The following is an 18,157-nucleotide window of genomic DNA, read 5'->3' as shown; positions in this document are numbered from 1 at the left end:
GGGCGAACCCTTCCGCCGCGACGCCATGAAAAAACCCGTCGCAGTCGCAGGCGTCAACGCAAACGACATGACACCTCAAATACAAGCGTAGTAAGGGGTAATCCAACACTTACCCGGGCCGGCTTGCGGCCCGGGATGGCCTGTGCTTTTTCGATCAGGACAGCACAAAATTCACAAAGGAAATACGATGCAGGCGTCAAATGCATCTCACTCGCCCACATCTTGGGTGCAATCATTCATGCGCAAAAATGGCCGCGGGTTTCTGGTATCCGTCGTCGTTGCCGTCGCTTCACAGTTTTTGTCGGAACATTACGGAGCGCCAGCCATGCTTATGGCGCTGTTGCTGGGTATCGCGTTTCATTTTCTGGCGGAAGATGAGTCAGGTCCATGCAAAGCTGGAATTGATTTTACGGCACGCACTGTTTTGCGGTTCGGTGTCGCTTTATTAGGCGCGCGCATTTCGATCGAATTGATGATCGGCTTAGGGCCACAGTTGATCGCGGTTGTGATTGCAGGTGTCATCCTGACCATATTGTTCGGGCTTCTGGGGGCTCGGCTGCTGGGGCGCGGCTGGCGGTTTGGTATTCTGACGGGCGGTTCTGTGGCAATTTGCGGTGCTTCAGCCGCCATGGCGTTGTCGGCTATTCTGCCGAAGAACGAACACTCGGAACGCAACCTGATTTTCACCGTTCTTTCGGTTACAGTATTATCGACCGTAGCGATGATTGCCTATCCGATCCTGACGGAGACATTTGCGTTTGACGACGAGATTTCAGGTGTATTTCTGGGGGGCACAATCCACGACGTCGCCCAGGTTGTTGGTGCGGGCTTTTCGGTCTCTGACCAGACCGGTGAAGTCGCAACGATGGTCAAACTGATCCGGGTTGCAATGCTTGCGCCGGTGGTACTGGTTATTTCTGCCCTTGTTCGACGCCACGCTGACTTCGCAGAAGAAGAAGGTAAGCGCCCGCCGATTTTGCCCATGTTTGTTGTCGGATTTCTGATTTTTGCGGCTCTCAACTCGTTCGGGGTGATCCCGGCGGTGGTTTCAGAAGCCATGGCGAGCCTGAGCCGTTGGGCATTGCTTATCTCGATTGCTGCGGTTGGAATGAAAACCTCGCTCAAGCGGATTCTGGATGTTGGGGGTCAGGCCATCGCTCTGATCGTGGCCGAAACCATCTTTATCGCATTGTTTGTGCTAGCGGGTGTCTACTACCTCCATATGTGAGCTGGCAACATCTGCCGAAGGCAGCTTGTGGTGAAGAAAACGAAACTGAACTCTGATGGATTGGTGAAGCTATGAACATACATGCCATTAACCTGTTTGATGAACCGGCACGCAAAAGCGAACGGCGACTTGCCGATCTTCCAGATCGTGTGGTCGAAGGTGATCCCTATCACAAAGTTGGTCTTCATTTTACAAGCCCAGACGGGGCCATGTCAGCCGGTACCTGGACGTCGACGCCCGGCAAATGGCATGCGTTCACGGACAAGGATGAGTATTGCTACATCATCACGGGTCATTGCGCGCTGATCCATGAAGACGGAACACGGCAGGACTTCCGGACGGGCGACAGCTTTTTGATTCCCAATGGGTTTCGCGGATTTTGGGAGGTTGTTGAGACGACAACAAAGCACTTTGTGATCCGTGACTGCGCCAAACAGGAGTAATCAGGTGCAAGACACGGTGGATCACTCGGGCCTGCGGTTAGATCCCAGATGGATTTGGGCTGTCAAACCGGACATTACCGAAAGTAGTTTCCGGTTCATATCACCAAAGTTCTAAATTGCAGCCGGGACACCCTTTCCCTCTCTGATCCGGGTGGCTAAGGAGTGCCTCCAACCACGTTTCAGGAGGTCGCATTGGACCGCATATCCCGCACCATCGCCAGTGAGATCAACGCGCGACCTAATCAGGTAGATGCAGCGGTAAAACTGTTGGACGAAGGCGCTACCGTGCCCTTTGTCGCCCGATACCGGAAGGAAATGACAGGCGGATTGGACGATACACAATTGCGCACGTTGTCCGAGCGGCTGATCTATCTGCGCGAATTGGAAGCGCGGCGTGACGCGATCCTGAAATCGATCCGAGATCAGGGCAAGATCACTGAAGATCTGACCAAAGCCATCGCGCAAGCTGACACCAAAGCGCGGTTGGAGGACATCTACCTTCCTTACAAGCCCAAGCGCCGTACCAAGGCAATGATTGCCAGGGAAAACGGGCTTGAACCTTTGGTTGACGCAGTTCTTGCAGATCGCAACGCGGACCCGGAGATTTTGGCGCAGTCATTTGTGACCGAGGCTGTGGCGACGACCAAGGACGCCTTGAACGGTGCGCGCGATATTCTGACCGAACGAATGGTGGAAAACGCGGCCCTGTTGGGTGAGCTTCGCAGTTTCATGCAGCGGGAAGCATTCCTGAGCGCGAAGGTCATTGAAGGCAAAGAACAAGAAGGGGCCAAGTTCAGCGACTATTTTGATCATTCTGAGCTGTGGTCCAAAGTACCTTCGCATCGGGCGCTGGCGATGTTGCGGGCGTCAAAAGAAGGTGTCGTCACGCTGGATATCGCACCTGAACCTGAAACCGGCGCAGCGCGGGCAGAAACGATTGTGGCGGCCCACTTGCAGACGCGGGGCGATGGCCTAGGCGACAAATGGCTGCGCAAAGTGGCGGGGTGGACCTGGAGGGTTAAGCTGTCGCTGTCCATGATGGTCGAGCTTATGGCGGATTTGCGAAGCCGGGCCCAGGATGAAGCGATTCAGGTGTTTTCACGGAACCTGAAAGACGTGCTGTTTGCGGCCCCCGCAGGCGCGCGACCGACACTTGGATTGGATCCCGGTATTCGAACGGGAGTGAAGGCCGCCGTGGTTGATGCCACGGGGAAAGTTGTGGCCACGGACACTCTTTACCCGTTTCAGCCCAAAAAGGATTTGCGCGGGGCGCAAGTTGCGATCCTGAACCTGATCTCCTCGCATCAGATCGAGTTGATTGCCATCGGCAATGGCACTGCCAGCCGTGAAACTGAACGGATGGTGGCGGACACGCTTAGCATGCTTCCCAATTCCGTGAAGGCTCCGACCAAGGTTGTTGTTTCCGAGGCTGGCGCGTCGGTTTATTCGGCTTCGGAGTTGGCTGCGCGCGAGTTCCCTGACCTTGATGTTTCTTTGCGCGGTGCGGTGTCTATCGCGCGGCGGCTGCAGGACCCGTTGGCCGAATTGGTCAAAATTGAACCGAAATCCATCGGTGTCGGACAGTACCAGCATGACGTTGACCAACACCGCCTGTCCCAGTCTTTGGAAACTGTAATAGAAGATGTGGTAAATGCCGTTGGCGTTGATTTGAATATGGCATCTGCACCACTACTGTCGCATGTCTCAGGTCTTGGCCCGGCGCAGGCCGAAGCCATCGTTGCGCACCGGGATATCAACGGTCCGTTTCAATCGCGCAAAGATCTTCTGAACGTCGCCCAGCTTGGCCCCCGAGCTTTTGAGCAATGTGCAGGGTTTTTACGTATTCGTGATGGGGCAGAGCCTCTGGATGCGTCGTCGGTCCACCCAGAGGCATATGATGTTGCCCGCCGGGTGGTCGCGGCCTGCGGACGCGATATCCGTCAGATCATGGGCGATGACGGGGCTTTGAACGGGCTGAGGGCAGACCAGTTCGTGGACGACACATTCGGATTGCCTACAGTAAAGGACATCTTTTCCGAGCTTGAAAAACCAGGCCGAGATCCAAGGCCGACTTTTGTGACAGCTTCCTTTACGGACGGGGTCGAAGCGATCACTGACCTCAAACCCGGAATGGTTTTGGAAGGGACCGTCACAAACGTCGCCGCCTTTGGTGCCTTTGTCGATGTCGGCGTGCATCAGGACGGTTTGGTTCATGTCAGCCAGCTGGCGGACCGGTTTGTGAAAGATCCGCATGATGTGGTGAAGGCCGGTCAGGTCGTGAAAGTGCGTGTTGTCGAGGTTGATGTGCCTCGCAAACGTATCGGGCTGACTATGCGCAAGGACGGCGGGACCGATCGCCGCAGATAGTAGGTCGAGTTTGTGTGTTAGAGTTTGAATGCATGGCGCTGCTGATCCCTTGAGCGATCTGGTCATACGCAGGGTCCCCGCTCTCGTGGCGTTCAACCTTGATGACACCTGCGCCCATCAGCTCTAGTTGGCAATGCGGGTTAGTCAGAACGTTTGTTAGATCAAGACCCGCATGCCTTAGAGTGGATCAATCGCCATCAGCCACACCTGCCGCCCGCGCCCTAGCGCGTCGCGCACGATAGCTTGGGAGAAGGACGAGCAGCGCTGCAATCACCAAAAGACCTAGCGTCATGGGTCGTTCCCAAATAAAGGAAACCCCATCGTACAGCTGCATTGAGCGCGCAAAATTGTCCTCCATCATGCCGCCAAGGATGAACCCGATCAGCAACGGTGCCAACGGATAATCGGCAAACTTCAGCGCCGTGGCGCACACACCGAAGCCAACCAGTATCAGCAACTCGGTAGCGTTGTTTTGCCCAATATAGGCACCCATCAAGGTAAAGAACAAAATAAATGGGATCAAATAGTTACGCGGCACCGCCAGTACCTTTGCGATATATGGGATCAGCGGAAGGTTCAGGATCAACAGCACCAGATTGCCGATGAACATCGACATGATTACGGCCCAGAAGATCTGCGGCTCGTCGATCATCAGGCGCGGGCCCGGTGTGACGTTCAATGCGATCAACGCGCCGAGAAGTATGGCTGTTGTCCCCGATCCCGGTATGCCAAGTGTTAGAAGCGGCACAAACGAGCCTGTGCAGGCTGCGTTGTTGGCAGCCTCCGGAGCGGCCAGCCCCTTGATCGAACCCTTTCCGAATTCTTCCTGTTCGGCCTTTGGGGCGATGTTACGTTCGACCGCGTAGCCCAGGAAGCTGGCAATTGTTGCGCCCGCACCCGGTAAAACGCCTATGAAGAACCCTTGGACAGATTGCCGGCCAATAACGGGCGAGATCGCCCGAGCCTCGGCTTTGGTGATACGCAGGTCTTTGATTTCGCCGTCGTCCCCCTGAAGGTTCTTGGGCTTGAGAACAAGAAACAGGGCCTCGGGCAGTGCAAACATCGCCATTGCGAGCGTGATAAAGCCAAAGCCGGACTGCAGGTCCATGATACCCATTGTGAAGCGTGGCAGGTTGAACAACGCGCCTTCACCCACCGTGGCCATGATCAAACCCAATATGGTCATGATAAGCGCCTTGGCCACTTGGCCCGTCCCTGCAAATGCCGCAATTGCAGACAGGCCAACGACCATCAGAGCGAAGTATTCGGCCGAATGGAACAACAACGCGACTGACGACAGCGCCGGTGCAAAAACCATCAGCAATATCGCCCCCAGGGTGCCGCCTGCGAAACTGGCAATGGCGGCAATGGTCAACGCTTTGCCCGCTTTGCCCTGACGCGCCATAGGATATCCATCGAAACTGGAGGCGACGGTGCCCGCGACCCCCGGCGCATTCAATAGGATGGACGAGGTTGATCCGCCAAAAATCGCGCCATAATACACACCTGCGAGCAAGATCAGTGCAGCAGATGGGTCGCCCATCGAGATGGCGACCGGGATCATAATGGCAATGATCGACATCGGGCCAAGACCTGGGAGCATACCGATGAATGTACCGATCAGGCACCCGGCAACGACCATCAGAAGATTTTGCAGAGAGAATGCCGTTTGCAGGCCAATTAGAAGTCCTTCAAGCATGTCAGCCTCCGAATAGGCCCGGCAGGGGGCGCATGTAGATGCCAAGAACTTCCTGGACAAGATACCAGACAGAACCGGTTGCTACAAAAGCAACAATCAGCATGACGTGCCACTTGCGTTCACCAAGAATGTAGGACCCGAAGAACAGGAAGGCTGAAGTCGAGATCAAAAAGCCTACCGGCCGCAGGCATAGCGCGTAGACAACCATCAATGCCAGCAGCAGCAGCGCCTGACCAAGATGATACTCACCCAGCTTTCGATAGTCGATATCTGCTTCTTTTGGCTCAGCTTTTTCAAAGCCCAAGAGAATAATGGTTGTTGCGACGATACCCAAAACTGACAGAACCTTGGGGAAGGTGCTTGGCCAGATGGGGTTTCGTTGCATGAAGGGGGGCAAGCCGCTGTCCATGGTGAACCAGGCCGCGTAGCCATAGGTCAAGCATATTCCCAGCAGAACAAGCGCGATCCAACGGTCCAGCGCCATAACTCCTCCCTTCGTTTTGTTTAGTATTCGTATGGCAGAGCGGCGGTCCGCTCTGCCAGTTGTGTCTTTAGAGGAAGCCCAGCTTCTTCATCAGATCGCCGATCTGCTGTTCCTGCTGTTCCAGGAAAGCTTTGAAGTCGTCGCCGGAATTGTGGATGTTGACCCAGCCATTCCGTGCGCGAACCTCTTCCCACTCGGGCGTGGCATACATTTCAGTGATGGCTTCCTGATACGCGACCAGCTTGTCCTCGGGTAGCCCGGGCGCTCCGAAGAACCCGCGCCAGTTTACGAAGGTTGTGTCGATACCCTGTTCTTTCATTGTCATGGCTTCGGGCGCCGCATCGACACGCTCATCCGAAGTAACGCCGATGATTTTGACTTCACCTGCATTTGACAGGTCAACGGCTTCCGAGAATCCGGTCGACAGCGCCGCAATCTCACCCGAAAGAAGAGCTGCCATGGCTTTGCCGCCAGCATCGTAGGGGATGTATTTGACGCCAAGCGCGTCTTTTCCCGCTGCCTCCATGACCATGGCCGCGACCAGGTGGTCCATGCCGCCTGGTACAGAACCGCCACCAATGGCTGTCGCCGACGGATCGGCGTCATACGCGGCAAGCAGATCATCCATCGAATTGATTGGGCTGTCTTTGCCCACAACAATCGCGGCGTAATCCCCGATAGTACCGGAAACCAGCGTCAGATCACGGAAGTTGTGTGGAAAGACACCGGTCAGCGAACGGATAACGATTGGCGTCGAGTTGACCATCAGGGTGCCGTGGTTGCTGTCGGCGTTCTCGATCAGGAACCCGATTGCTTTGCCGCCGCCGCCGCCCGACATGTTTTCGTATGACGCGGTGCCCACGATGCCTGCATTGGTCAGCGCTTCACCGGTGCCACGTGCGGTACCATCCCAGCCGCCGCCTGCGCCGCCTGGGATCAGAAAGTGGATGCTGTCCACAACCTGATGACCGTCGGCCAATGCTGGCCCAGTCAGACCAAAAGCAGCCACAGCTGCGATTAGGGCCCGACGGCCCAGTGTGAAATTCGTCATGATGTCCTCCCATTTGACAATCGGCCGATTGACGGCTCAGATTAATCAGAACCAAAACACATCAACCTGACATCAACCTGTCATGCGCAGAAAAACTGCTTGAGCCCCATGAAATTTTTACTGGTCGAAGATAATCTGGACCTCGCAAACGCGATCAGTTCGCGCATGCGATTAGACGGGCATGTCGTTGATCATGCAGCGAATTTGGGGGATGCATCCGCTTTTGTAGAAACCGAAGATTATGATCTTATCCTGTTGGACATCATGCTGCCTGACGGGGATGGTCGTGACTTTTTGAAACAGCATCGCGCAAGTCATTTGGACACGCCTGTGATCGTTCTGACTGCGCGCAGTCAGGTTTCGGATCGAATCGGTTCGCTGGATTTGGGGGCTGATGACTATGTCACCAAACCTTTCGACCATGCCGAACTTGAAGCCCGATGCCGGGCTGTCCTGCGGCGTAAGTCAGGGATCGTGAAATCGACGATCGAGATCGGCGGGATCGTTTTTGACCCGGTCGCGGGTCATTTGCTGGTCGGGTCCGACACGGTGTCGCTGCGGAATCGCGAGTTGCGCTTGCTGGAGCTGTTTTTCAACGCGCCCGGACAGGTGTTTTCGAAACAAAAGCTGGCGGACAGGTTGTTTTCCTATGATGACAATGTCTCGGACAATGCCATCGAAGTCTATGTTGGACGTCTGCGCAGGCATCTGGAAAACTCGGATCTGAAAATCACCACACTGCGCGGACTGGGATACAGGTTGGATCATGTCAGCTGATCTCACGGTTTCAGGGTCACTCAGGAACCGGCTTGTTCTTACACTGATTGGCGGCGCAGCGATCCTGGCGCTTCTTCTGTTCTTTGCGGTGCGCAACTATGCGGCCCGGGTGGCTCAGCAAGGTCAGGACAGTATTCTCGAGGCCTCGGTGACCTCAATCCTGGATGCAGCTGCGCTGAGGGACGGTGAGCTTGAGGTTGATATTCCTTATGCGGCATTTTCGATGCTGACGACGCCGTCCGATGACCGGGTCTTTTATGCGATTTTTCAGGACGGCGAATTTCTGTCCGGATACGATGACCTGCCCTTGGCCGACGCTCCCATTAACGGTAAATGGGCTTTCAGATCGGGTGCCATTCGCGGCGAAAATGTTCGGCAGGTAAACACTAGCCGAACACTTGTAGGTCTTGGAAAACAGACCGAAATCGAAGTGGCGCTAGGGCAGACCCAGGACGCGTTGTCTGAAACAATGGACCAGATTTCCCGCAATGCGGCTTATCTGGGGATGGGTTTCTTTGCCCTTGCGACAGTACTGTCCGTTTGGGCGACATCGGCAACGATTGGGCAACTCAACAAGCTGACAACCTCGGTCACGCGCCGCGGACCACAAGATTTAAGCCCATTCAGAAAACCTGTGCCCCGGGAAATGGCGCCTTTGGTCACATCCCTGAATTCTCTTATGGGTCGATTGGACCAATCACTCAGCCAATCGGAAGACTTCATTGCCGAGGCAGCGCATAGGGTCCGCACGCCCCTGGCAACAGTCCGGTCCTACGCGGACGCGACGCTGCAAAGGGTCGAAAAAGAAGAAAACCGCGAAGCATTGCGATCCATGGTCCGCGCAATCGACGAAAGCTCGCGCGCGGCGGGTCAACTTTTGGACCACGCCATGATCACGTTTAGGGCGGACCACCTTGAGCGCGAAGATCTTGACCTTGTCGATCTTATGGCGGAACTGGTTCAGCGTTTGACGCCGATCGCCGAAATGAAAGATCTTTCCTTGTCTTTGGTGGGCGATTCCGCAGTTCAGTATTCCGGTGACCCGATCCTGATCCAGAATGCCGCGCGCAATATGATTGACAATGCACTGAAATACGCCCCGGCGGACAGCACGGTGACAATCGAAGTTGCCGCGAGCCCTTGTGTTCAGGTCAAAGTCAGTGATCAAGGTCCGGGGTTTCCACCTGATGAGATCGAAACACTGACCCGGCGATTTGAGCGTGGTCAGAATGCCACCGGAACCATTGGATCAGGTTTGGGGCTCACCATTGCGCAGGATGTGGCAACCGCGCATGGCGGAACGCTTGTTCTGATGAACCAACCCGAGGGCGGCGCATGCGTTATCTTATCTCTTTAATTCTGTGGTTGTTTCCTTGCTTCGCACTGGCGCTGGAATGGGAAGATCAACGGGTCTTTAATGAAGCAGCGCAAGGGCCTCAACTGCGCATAATATCCAGTACTGACACTGCATTGTTTGCGCCTTTGATCGAAGATTTCATTCTGGGCAATCCATCGATTTCGGTCGAGTATCTGGTTACGGGAACGGCTGACATTGACCGTCAGGTCCGGGCAACGCCCGATGCCTTTGACATTGCGATATCCAGCGCAATGGATTTGCAGCTTAAACTGGCAAATGACGGATATGCATTAGCAATAGACAGCATTGCAAACCCGGATTGGGCGCAGTGGCATGACAGTCTTTTTGCTTTCACGTCCGAGCCTGCAACAATCGTCATAAATAGCGCTGCTTTTGCTGAGGGGGCGACGCCGCAAACGCGGCAAGAGTTGATCGAGATACTTCGCGCCAGACCCGATGATTTTCGCGGAAAAGTGGGCACATACGACATTCGTCAATCAGGATTGGGATATTTGTTTGCCACTCAGGACGCCCGCGCCTCTGAGACATACTGGCGACTGATGGAGGTCTTGGGCAGCCTGGATGTACGTCTGTATTGCTGTTCCGGCGAGATGATCAACGATCTGACAGATGGGACGATTGCAGTCGCTTACAACGTACTGGGCAGCTATGCCGCAGCGCGCACGGAAGGAAAGGACGCATTTGAGATCGTGCTGCCCTCCGATTTTCAGACGACCATGATGCGCACCGCAATGGTGCTGAACGGGACGCCCGAGCCCGATGCGGCAGAGGCATTTGTTCGCCAGCTAACTGCGAAGAAGACCCGGTCTTCCACCAACGCGCCATCGCTTCCGTTGTTGGGGACTGATGATAGCGTAGATGAAAGGGCAACGATCGCTTTGGACCCGGCCTTGTTGACGTTCCTGGACAAATTGAAGAGGAAGAAGTTTCTGTCAGAGTGGGAAAATGCCGTTATTCAGCGATAGGGCTGCTATTTTGTGCCCCTTGTCACTTCGACCCGCGTTCGTGCCTATTCCCGGAACGCGCGATTGAAATAGTCGGCCATCGGTTTGATTAGATAAGACAAGGGCGTGCGCTCGTCGGTTTTGATCATCGCCTCAACAGGCATTCCGGGTAACAAAGCCTGGCCGTTCAGACGCTCGATCTGACCATCAATCGGGGCCAGCTCGGCCCGGTAGAACGTAAACCCGGTCTGTTCATCGGTGAATGTATCGGCCGACACGTTAAGAACCTGGCCGTCAATCTCTGGGGTTTCCCGCTGGTTGAATGCCGGGAACCTGAGTGCAACGGGTTGACCAACATGCAGCTGATCGACGTGAATGGCATCGACGCGGGCAGCAACCAGCAACGGGGTATCCTGTGGTACCACATACATCATGGGTTCGGCGGGCTGGATGACAGACTGAAGTGCAAAAACCTGACTGTCGTAAACTGTTCCGGAAACCGGCGCGCGGATATCCAGACGCGACAGCCGTTCTGCGAGGGACAGGCGTCGTTCTGACAGTTCCGAGACCTGTGTTTGCACGTCCCGCAGGGTGGTAATTGCTTCTTCGCGGCGGGTCGCCGTCAGTTCCAGGATCTGAATTTCTGTCGCCGCAATCTGGCCTCTCAGCCGGGCTACGGATGCCTCGAGGCTACCAATCTCACCGCTTAGGCTCGCTTCTTCGCGCTGTAGCGAAAGAACACGGCTGGCCTGCGTCAAACCACGGCTCAACAGGCTTTGTTGGTCTTCCAGTTCGTCCTGAATCAGCTCGACCTGACGTCGCAAGGAAACAAGTTGCGCCTTGGTTCCTTCGATCTCGCTTTCGATCTGGGCGCGCTGTTCGTTGAGTTGTTCGGTTTGCTTTGCCATGGATTCAAGCCGCGCATCAAACAGTCGTTGCTGACCGGCGATCAGGTCGGGACCAATATTGTTCTCTTGCTGGACTTCAAGCAGGCGTATGCCCAGATCTTCCGAAGACGTGCCGTCGCGCTCGGCCTCCAGCCGCGCCCGGCGCGCCAAAAGTTCAAAAAGCTGTGACACAACAATGGTCTGTTCTGAAAACAGGAACGTATCATCAAGCCGTAGCAGCAAGTCGCCACTGGTTACCACGTCACCGTCACGAACAAAGATTTCGCCCACGACGCCGCCATCGGGGTGTTCAACCACCTGCCGATTGCTTTGCACTTCGATCACACCAGAGGACACAATGGCCCCGGCCAATCGTGTTTTGACGGCCCAGGCACCCAAGCCACCAACCAGAATAGCAAGCGCGGCAAAGCCGACCATGGCCGGCACCCTGATGCGCCAAACAGGGCGCGTCATTTTCTGTGACTGATTTGCCATCACTCACCTACTACCGGGCTCAGCTTGCGCTTGATGGCGCCAGCATTCTGCACCATGGCGTTTAGAACCTCGTCACGGCTACCTGATTTTACAAGCTGGCCTTTTTCTACAACCGCCAAGTCGTCGCATTCCGAAATTGCCTGAGGTCGGTGCGTCATGATAATCGCTGATTTTCCTGCAGCCTTGAGCCCACGCACCGCAGCATTCAGGGCTTCGGTGCCATCTGCATCCAGTGCCGAGTTCGGCTCATCCAAGATCAGCAGAACCGGATCGCCATAAAGCGCCCGGGCCAACGCTATGCGCTGCTTTTGACCACCGGACAATTGACTGTCATTGCCTTCGAGAAAAGTATCGTAGCCTTTTTCCAAAGTCAGGATCAGCTCGTGCGCATTGGCTTTCTTGGCCGCGGCAACCACTGCTTCTGGATCCGGGTTTTCGGACATACGCGCAATGTTTTCGGCAACGGTGCCGTTGAACAGGGTCACTTGTTGGGGAAGATAGCCAATGTGACGTCCTAGATCGGTTGCATCATACTGGTCCAGCGTCGCGCCACCCAACCGAATTTCACCGGCCGCCGGAGGCCACAATCCCAACAGGGCTTTAGCCAGCGTCGTCTTTCCAGATCCGCTTTTGCCAATCACACCCAGCGCTTTGCCAGGTTCCAGGCTTAGGGTCACGTTGCGCAGCGTTGGAGTGTTTGAACCAGGTGGGATAACTGTCAGGGACTTGGCTTTGAGGTTCGCGGCAGGAACTGGCAGTTTGGTTCGTGCAACCTCAGGCGGGGTTTGGTCCAGGAATTTGTTCAACGAGGTCCAAGCAGATCGGGCACGTTCAATCACCCCCCATTGCCCGACAGCTTGTTCGACCGGCGCCAAAGCGCGACCCAGCAAGATAGACCCGGCGATCATTGCGCCCGGTGTCATCTCGTTCTGCAAGACCAGCCATGCCCCCAGCGCCAGCATTGCAGATTGCAAAAACAACCGCAGCGACTTGGTCAATGAGGTGAAGCTGCCTGTCCAGTCGCTGGCCGCGATAGTCTGGCTCAAGGCATTGGACCTTTGGCTCAGCCAGCGCAGCGTGACGTCCTCTTGCATGCCTTGCGAGCGTACGACCTCGGCCGCTTGTCTCGCGTGTTCGGAGAACGCGTTGGCCTTGGCTGATGCGGCCTGAGCCGCGGCCACTTTGCGATGGGTCAGAGCCTGGTTCAACAAGGCAATGATGACCAGCAAGGCGCCGCCTGTCACGGCAAGCCACCCCAACAGCGGGTGGAACAGAAAAATGGCGGCCAGAAAAACCGGTGTCCAGGGGATGTCCATCACTGCTAGCAAGACTGGCGACGAACACAGGTTCTGAATCGATTCAAGATCACGTAGCGCGGTTGCCGGGGCAGATCGTGCCTGCGGAAACAATGAGCGGCGCAGTGTCGCGTCAAAAACGCGCTCGTCCAGTTGCGACTGAAAACGCGCGCCAAACCGCGCGACGATACGGCCGCGGGCAAAATCGAGCATCGCCATCAATGCATAAAGCAGCGCAACCAGCAGGAATAGGGCGGTCAATGTCTCGACCGCGCGCGACCCGAGGACCCGGTCATACACCTGTAGCATGAACAAAGGACCCGTCAGCATCAGCAGGTTGACAAAAACGCTGAACAGAAACGCCAGGGCCAGAAAGGTGACGCCTTGATTGCGCACTTTGCGCAGCTCATGGCGCGGGGCCGTGGACATACCGGTTTCTGGTCTCAATGTTTTATTCCATACCAATCAGCACAGGCTTTGCGCCGTACCGCGTTTAGAAGGCTGGTTCAGCAATGCCAAGAATGTAATTCGTTTCGAGCAAAAAACCGCAGGTAATAAGGCCAGAAGGCGGCATCTTCTGGCCACATCAATCCTGTTGTTGCCAAGGCCCACATGAAGAAGCGGGAACGGCGCATACCGCCCCCGCACTTACCTTTAGGCCAGGGGATCGAAGCCAAGATCGGTCAGTTGTGCGAACAGCGGGCTGCTGTCATCCAGGATAGAGTTGTTGGGGTCCGCCAGCAGGTTGCTGCGGGTCAGATCTTCGGCCTGAATGCCCACCAAGGTGGTGATGTTTCCCCCGTTTCCAAGCACTTCTATCTCAAGGTTCCCACCGACTTCACGCAGTGCAAGATGGTCACCAGACAGCGCATTGAAATCAAAGCTGTCTTCTGACGGATCGAACCCTTCGACACGGGTTTGAACACCCCAGTTCCAATCAATTCCAACCACATCAACCCCAACGCCCAGTGTAACGACGACACCAGCGCCTGCACCGCCCGACCCGTTGTCAGGTGGTGTGCCGCCGTTGTCGTCAGGACCGGCTCCGTCGTCATAGATGCTGCCCGTCAGGTCGCCGGTGCGTGTCTGGAACCCGTCGATGGTCGCTCCAGCAGGGGCTTCCGGGGTTAACAGCTCCGTTCGGTCCACTAGCGTCACATCGTTTTGGTCAAAGCCGAAGGGCGACTCTAGGTTATCCTCCATCACCTGGTCGAAGTGAAACTCCACCAAACCCGGGATCAGGTCTGCTTTGGACACGCCGGTCAGGGTAAAGCTCTGACCGCTGGGCAGGGTCGAGATCACCAGGCCATCTGCCGTGTCTTCAACCGACAGACGTTCTCGCGTGCCAAAATAAAGGAAGCTGATTTTCATCGACTTGGGGTCGAAATTGTCGATCACTTCCGTTCGACCATATTCGTGGCTGCGGACATAGACAGTATCCGTTTCACGCGGGCCCACACCTTTTTCCCACGAGATCACGCCGCCCATGTCCTGCCGAAAATGTTCATTGCCGACAACACCAAAGCTGTCGATGGTCACGTCCTGGTAGGTCACGCCCTGCACAATCTGGGCGGCTTCCGACCAAGGGCTGTCGATCACGATTTCGCCTGTGGGCGATTTTGTTACAATCATGCCGTGGACTGAGGTGCCGCTGAAATCCAACTGATCAACTGCCGAGTTGAAGTCGGTTATGTCATCGGCGTTACTGTCGGCTTTGAACACGCGCCCGCCTGCCTCTGTGCTGCCCGTGGCTTCGGCGGGGTTTGATCCGTCAGCATCATAGGTCAGGGTATAGCCGCCGCTGTTTGGGGTCGAAATCTCTTGGCCGATTGCACTCGCGATCTCGTTCAGGACCGGCTGAGCATCCGTGGAGAAGTTGGCGATGCTCAGGTCTTCCAGGCCAAAACCAGTAAAGATGGTCTGCGTGGTCACGCCATCTACGGTGATGCTTACGCGTACAGTCTGACCCGGTGCGTTACCGGATTCTTCGAATATTTCGAAGTCGTTTGCAGCGACATCTGCGGCGATTTCGATGACATCGCCCATTCTCGGCATGAAACCATCAACAACTTGCCCCGGAGTGCCGTATCCGACAACCACATGCATATGGGTGTGTCCATGATCGCCACCGTGCCCGCCATCCGCATCAATCAACGTCGCAAGCTCGTCCCGGGCTGTGGCGTCCAGCGCATTGATGTTTCCGGCCTCCAGCATGGCGAGCGTGACGCCTTGCAAGGTGATCGTCTGATTGTTGGATGGAACCGCGATGATGACCGAGCCGTTCACCTCGGAGATCTCAAGCGCATCAGCGCCAATCCAATCAAAGAAGATCGTATCGGTTGCCGGAACAAAATCATCAACAACCACGCTGGAGCCCCACGCCCAGGTTACCACCACATCGGCGTTTTGCTTGGTTATCTCAGGGTTGTCGAAGGGGTTGCCTGATGCGTTTGGTCCTGGCGTTGGCTCGGGATCAGGATCGGGCGCTGGCTTAGGTTCAGGTGTGGGATCGGGGTTCGGCGTGGGGCTGGATGTGCCGTCGCCAATCAAACCAAGGATTTCTCCTGCGGCCGTTCCGTCCAGAATAGTGAAATTGTCTGCCGACAAGTCAGTCAGGGTCACTCCGGTCAGTGTCAGCGATTGCTGATTGGAAGGGATTGAAAACACAACAGAACCGTTCGTCTCGGTGATCACCAGATCCGCCGCCGATATCCAGTCGACAAAAATTGTATCCGCTGCCGGATCAAAACTGTCGATCTGAGTGTCCGACCCGTAAGACCATGTGAGCACAACATCGGCACTGTCCTTGTCGACATTTGCCGTGCCTCCTCCGTCAACATTTGTTCCGCCTCCGGTCGTCCCGCTGGGCGCGCCCAACCCTTCATCGCCAGTTTTCCGGTCGTCAAAAAACGCGATCATGTCGCTGACCGCCGGGCTGTCATAACCGCCGAACTGGTCGATGTATTGCAGGATCGACGTGCCGTATTCATCCGTCGAAACCGCGCCGCCCAGCAGTAGGTTGAGTGTGCCGTAGGCCCCGCGCAAATGGGCGGCGGCCAGTATCCCGGTCAGTGTCAATTCGATCGTGATTGTTGCGCCGGTCCCATCGGTATAGGTTGTAGTCTGGCCGATGAAATCGTTCAGGCTTTGCCCGGCATTCTGAAGGCCGTTCTCAATGATTTCCAGATTGTAGCCAAACGCTTCTTGGATGGCGACCGTCTGGGCCTCTTTCGTCATGAAACCGTCCAGCGAGTTAACGCCGTTTTTCCCAGTCCAAGTGCCGTCCCAGGTGTTGGTCGATGCCCCGTTGCCGTAGAATTCATCGTCGTCATAATAGCCCAGGTCAATCAACAACGCCTCGCCGAATTGAAAGCCGACGAACCCCAATGAGTTTGTCGAGCGATAGGCCATTGCCTCCCACTCGCTGTCGCTCAGATCCCCCCAACGGCCATAGCCGGGAAAGAAATCGGTGACAGAGCCTTGGGCCCATGTGTCAAGCTGCCAATCCTGAATAACGCCAGAGTCGTATCTGTCCCGATCCCAACCGGATTCGAATGCGAGAAGTGCAGAGAGAAATTGAGTGAAGGTGCCATCGGGCATGGTGATTAGTCCTCAACGTAAGATTGTATGTTCTACGAGCGGTAAAAGCGTAGATAACAACCCGAGGATTAAATGCACGTATATGATGCATTAATTTTTTCTCGTGCTTCCGACAGTCCTTTTCGGCGCGCCGGAATCGGCAAAAACGTGCGCATTGTAACTGATTTTAGGCAAGATTCTGTCTATCGTTTGCGCCCAGCCTGTCCATCATAAATAGGGTTGTGTATTGCTGCTTTGGCTGGAAAATCCAAATAAATGCGCGACCTTTGCCAGAATAGGTGGGGATCGGTTGTGTTTCAAAATACAATTTTAAGTTGTGCATCAAGCCGTGTCATCGGACACCAAGGCTATCGCTATGCAAAAGTTGAATCATCCCGCCCTTGCTTGGACAGAAAGCCAGAGATGCGGGATAACCCTTCCCTGAGGATATCAGATCCGTTTGCATAGCCGATGCGAACATACCCTTCCATGTTCAAGGCTGAGCCCGGTGTGAGCATGACGCCTGTTTCCTGTAGCAGCCTCACACAAAAGTCCCGAGAGCTGATCGGTAGGTCGTATTTCAGCAATGCAGTGGTTCCTGAGTCCGGTTTAACCCAGGATAGCTTGGGCTCTTGCGCCACCCAGGCCTGCAGGATTGCCAGATTTCCACGGGTTATCCTCTGGCTGCGTTCCAAAACCTTGCCTGCGTTTTCCAGCGCTAGCGCTGCAAAGTGATCATCGATCATGCCGACTGAGATCGTATCGTAGTCGCGATGGATCGTTACGGCCTCGATTATCTGTTTGGGGGCCGCGATCCAGCCCAAACGCAACCCAGCAAGGGAATAGGCCTTGGACATACCCGCAGTGCTGATGCCCTTTTCATAGATATCTGCAATCGATTCAGTCATGCCCGATCCGGTCTGGTCCGTGCCGCGATAGACTTCATCGCACAAAACCCACGCACCGGAAGCGCGAGCGATGACCGCGATGTCTTCCAGCATTGCCCGGTCCATCAGCGCGCCGGTTGGATTGTTTGGGTTGTTGAGTGCAATCAACCGCGTGTCTGGCGTTACCAAGTCGCGCAGCTCGTCGAGATTCGGGAGGAACGCATTCTCTTCGCGCAATTGCAGCTGATGCACATCTGCGCCGATGCTGGCAGGGATTGAATAATGCTGTTGATAAGTTGGTACAATGGCCACCACTCGATCCCCGGTCGAGACTAGGGTTCTGTGCACCAACATATTTGCACCAATTGTGCCATGGGTGACGATGATGTTTTCGACAGATTGGTCGTCATACAAGGCGGCGATGGCCCGGCGCAGACGGTCAGACCCTTCGATTGCGCCATAGGTCATCTTCATGTCCAGAAGATCCGACAGATCGTTTGCATTTCGGCCGGTCAGTGTGAGCAGTTCCTGGATCGTCAGGCTTTCCACACATGTTTCTGCGAGATTCCAATCGCATCTGGTTTCCCATTCGTTCATCCAGATTTCGACGCCAAATGGCTCAATTCTCATGGGAAGTGCTCCT

At 55.4% G+C, this 18,157-nt stretch carries 13 protein-coding genes; 6 read left to right on the top strand and 7 right to left on the bottom strand.

Annotation, left to right across the window (positions count from 1 at the left end; genetic code table 11):
* The first annotated feature begins 238 nt into the window (after positions 1-238).
* The 3 genes from ACR0BU_RS21645 to ACR0BU_RS21635 all read left to right on the top strand — a co-directional run bounded on the left by ACR0BU_RS21645 (position 239) and on the right by ACR0BU_RS21635 (position 4,038).
* Positions 239-1,228 carry a YeiH family protein gene (locus tag ACR0BU_RS21645; RefSeq protein WP_480738832.1) on the top strand — a complete coding sequence of 330 codons (990 nt, stop codon included), beginning with the start codon at positions 239-241 and terminating at the stop codon, positions 1,226-1,228.
* Positions 1,229-1,299: 71 nt separating this feature from the next.
* Positions 1,300-1,671: a cupin domain-containing protein gene (locus ACR0BU_RS21640; RefSeq protein WP_480738834.1), complete on the top strand. Its 372-nt coding sequence runs from the start codon at positions 1,300-1,302 to the stop codon at positions 1,669-1,671.
* Between the two features lie 192 nt (positions 1,672-1,863).
* Positions 1,864-4,038 carry a Tex family protein gene (locus ACR0BU_RS21635; RefSeq protein ID WP_480738835.1) on the top strand — a complete coding sequence of 725 codons (2,175 nt, stop codon included), beginning with the start codon at positions 1,864-1,866 and terminating at the stop codon, positions 4,036-4,038.
* Positions 4,039-4,225: 187 nt separating this feature from the next.
* Here ACR0BU_RS21635 and ACR0BU_RS21630 read toward each other — a convergent pair whose 3' ends face one another.
* The 3 genes from ACR0BU_RS21630 to ACR0BU_RS21620 all read right to left on the bottom strand — a co-directional run bounded on the left by ACR0BU_RS21630 (position 4,226) and on the right by ACR0BU_RS21620 (position 7,272).
* A complete protein-coding gene (locus ACR0BU_RS21630; protein WP_299084661.1) occupies positions 4,226-5,737 on the bottom strand; it encodes a tripartite tricarboxylate transporter permease in 1,512 nt (503 codons plus the stop codon).
* A gap of 1 nt (position 5,738) precedes the next feature.
* Entirely contained in the window at positions 5,739-6,221 is a 483-nt protein-coding gene (locus tag ACR0BU_RS21625) for a tripartite tricarboxylate transporter TctB family protein (RefSeq protein WP_480738837.1), read from the bottom strand.
* A gap of 67 nt (positions 6,222-6,288) precedes the next feature.
* The gene (locus tag ACR0BU_RS21620) at positions 6,289-7,272 is read right to left on the bottom strand and encodes a Bug family tripartite tricarboxylate transporter substrate binding protein (RefSeq protein ID WP_298937481.1); all 984 of its coding nucleotides are present in this window, start codon (positions 7,270-7,272) and stop codon (positions 6,289-6,291) included.
* A 108-nt stretch (positions 7,273-7,380) separates the two neighbouring features.
* Here ACR0BU_RS21620 and ACR0BU_RS21615 point away from each other — a divergent pair, with 108 nt between their 5' ends.
* From ACR0BU_RS21615 to ACR0BU_RS21605, 3 genes are read left to right on the top strand one after another with little or no spacing between them, the layout of a single operon-like run.
* Positions 7,381-8,049 (top strand): response regulator transcription factor, encoded by a 669-nt coding sequence (locus ACR0BU_RS21615; RefSeq protein WP_480738839.1) that lies wholly within the window; start codon positions 7,381-7,383, stop codon positions 8,047-8,049.
* A complete protein-coding gene (locus tag ACR0BU_RS21610) occupies positions 8,039-9,406 on the top strand; it encodes a sensor histidine kinase (RefSeq protein ID WP_298937483.1) in 1,368 nt (455 codons plus the stop codon). The genes ACR0BU_RS21615 and ACR0BU_RS21610 overlap by 11 nt, the downstream gene beginning before the upstream one ends.
* Positions 9,385-10,392, top strand: coding sequence for an ABC transporter substrate-binding protein (locus ACR0BU_RS21605; RefSeq protein ID WP_300072885.1), 1,008 nt, complete (start codon positions 9,385-9,387; stop codon positions 10,390-10,392). The genes ACR0BU_RS21610 and ACR0BU_RS21605 overlap by 22 nt, the downstream gene beginning before the upstream one ends.
* 44 nt (positions 10,393-10,436) lie before the next feature.
* Here the strand turns inward: ACR0BU_RS21605 and ACR0BU_RS21600 are convergent, their stop codons facing one another.
* The 4 genes from ACR0BU_RS21600 to ACR0BU_RS21585 form a co-directional block, all read right to left on the bottom strand.
* Positions 10,437-11,753 (bottom strand): HlyD family type I secretion periplasmic adaptor subunit, encoded by a 1,317-nt coding sequence (locus ACR0BU_RS21600; RefSeq protein WP_480738841.1) that lies wholly within the window; start codon positions 11,751-11,753, stop codon positions 10,437-10,439.
* Positions 11,753-13,477 carry a type I secretion system permease/ATPase gene (locus ACR0BU_RS21595; protein WP_480738842.1) on the bottom strand — a complete coding sequence of 575 codons (1,725 nt, stop codon included), beginning with the start codon at positions 13,475-13,477 and terminating at the stop codon, positions 11,753-11,755. The genes ACR0BU_RS21600 and ACR0BU_RS21595 overlap by 1 nt, the downstream gene beginning before the upstream one ends.
* Positions 13,478-13,702: 225 nt before the next feature.
* Entirely contained in the window at positions 13,703-16,648 is a 2,946-nt protein-coding gene (locus ACR0BU_RS21590) for a hypothetical protein (protein WP_480738843.1), read from the bottom strand.
* Positions 16,649-17,001: 353 nt separating this feature from the next.
* Complete coding sequence (locus ACR0BU_RS21585) at positions 17,002-18,144, bottom strand: aminotransferase (protein ID WP_480738845.1); 1,143 nt, start codon at positions 18,142-18,144, stop codon at positions 17,002-17,004.
* Between the last annotated feature and the right edge of the window lie 13 nt (positions 18,145-18,157).

It is taken from the genome of Ruegeria sp. CK2 (genome assembly GCF_056536585.1).
Note: the sequence above shows the minus strand (reverse complement) of the source record. Positions and strands in the feature narration are given on the sequence as shown.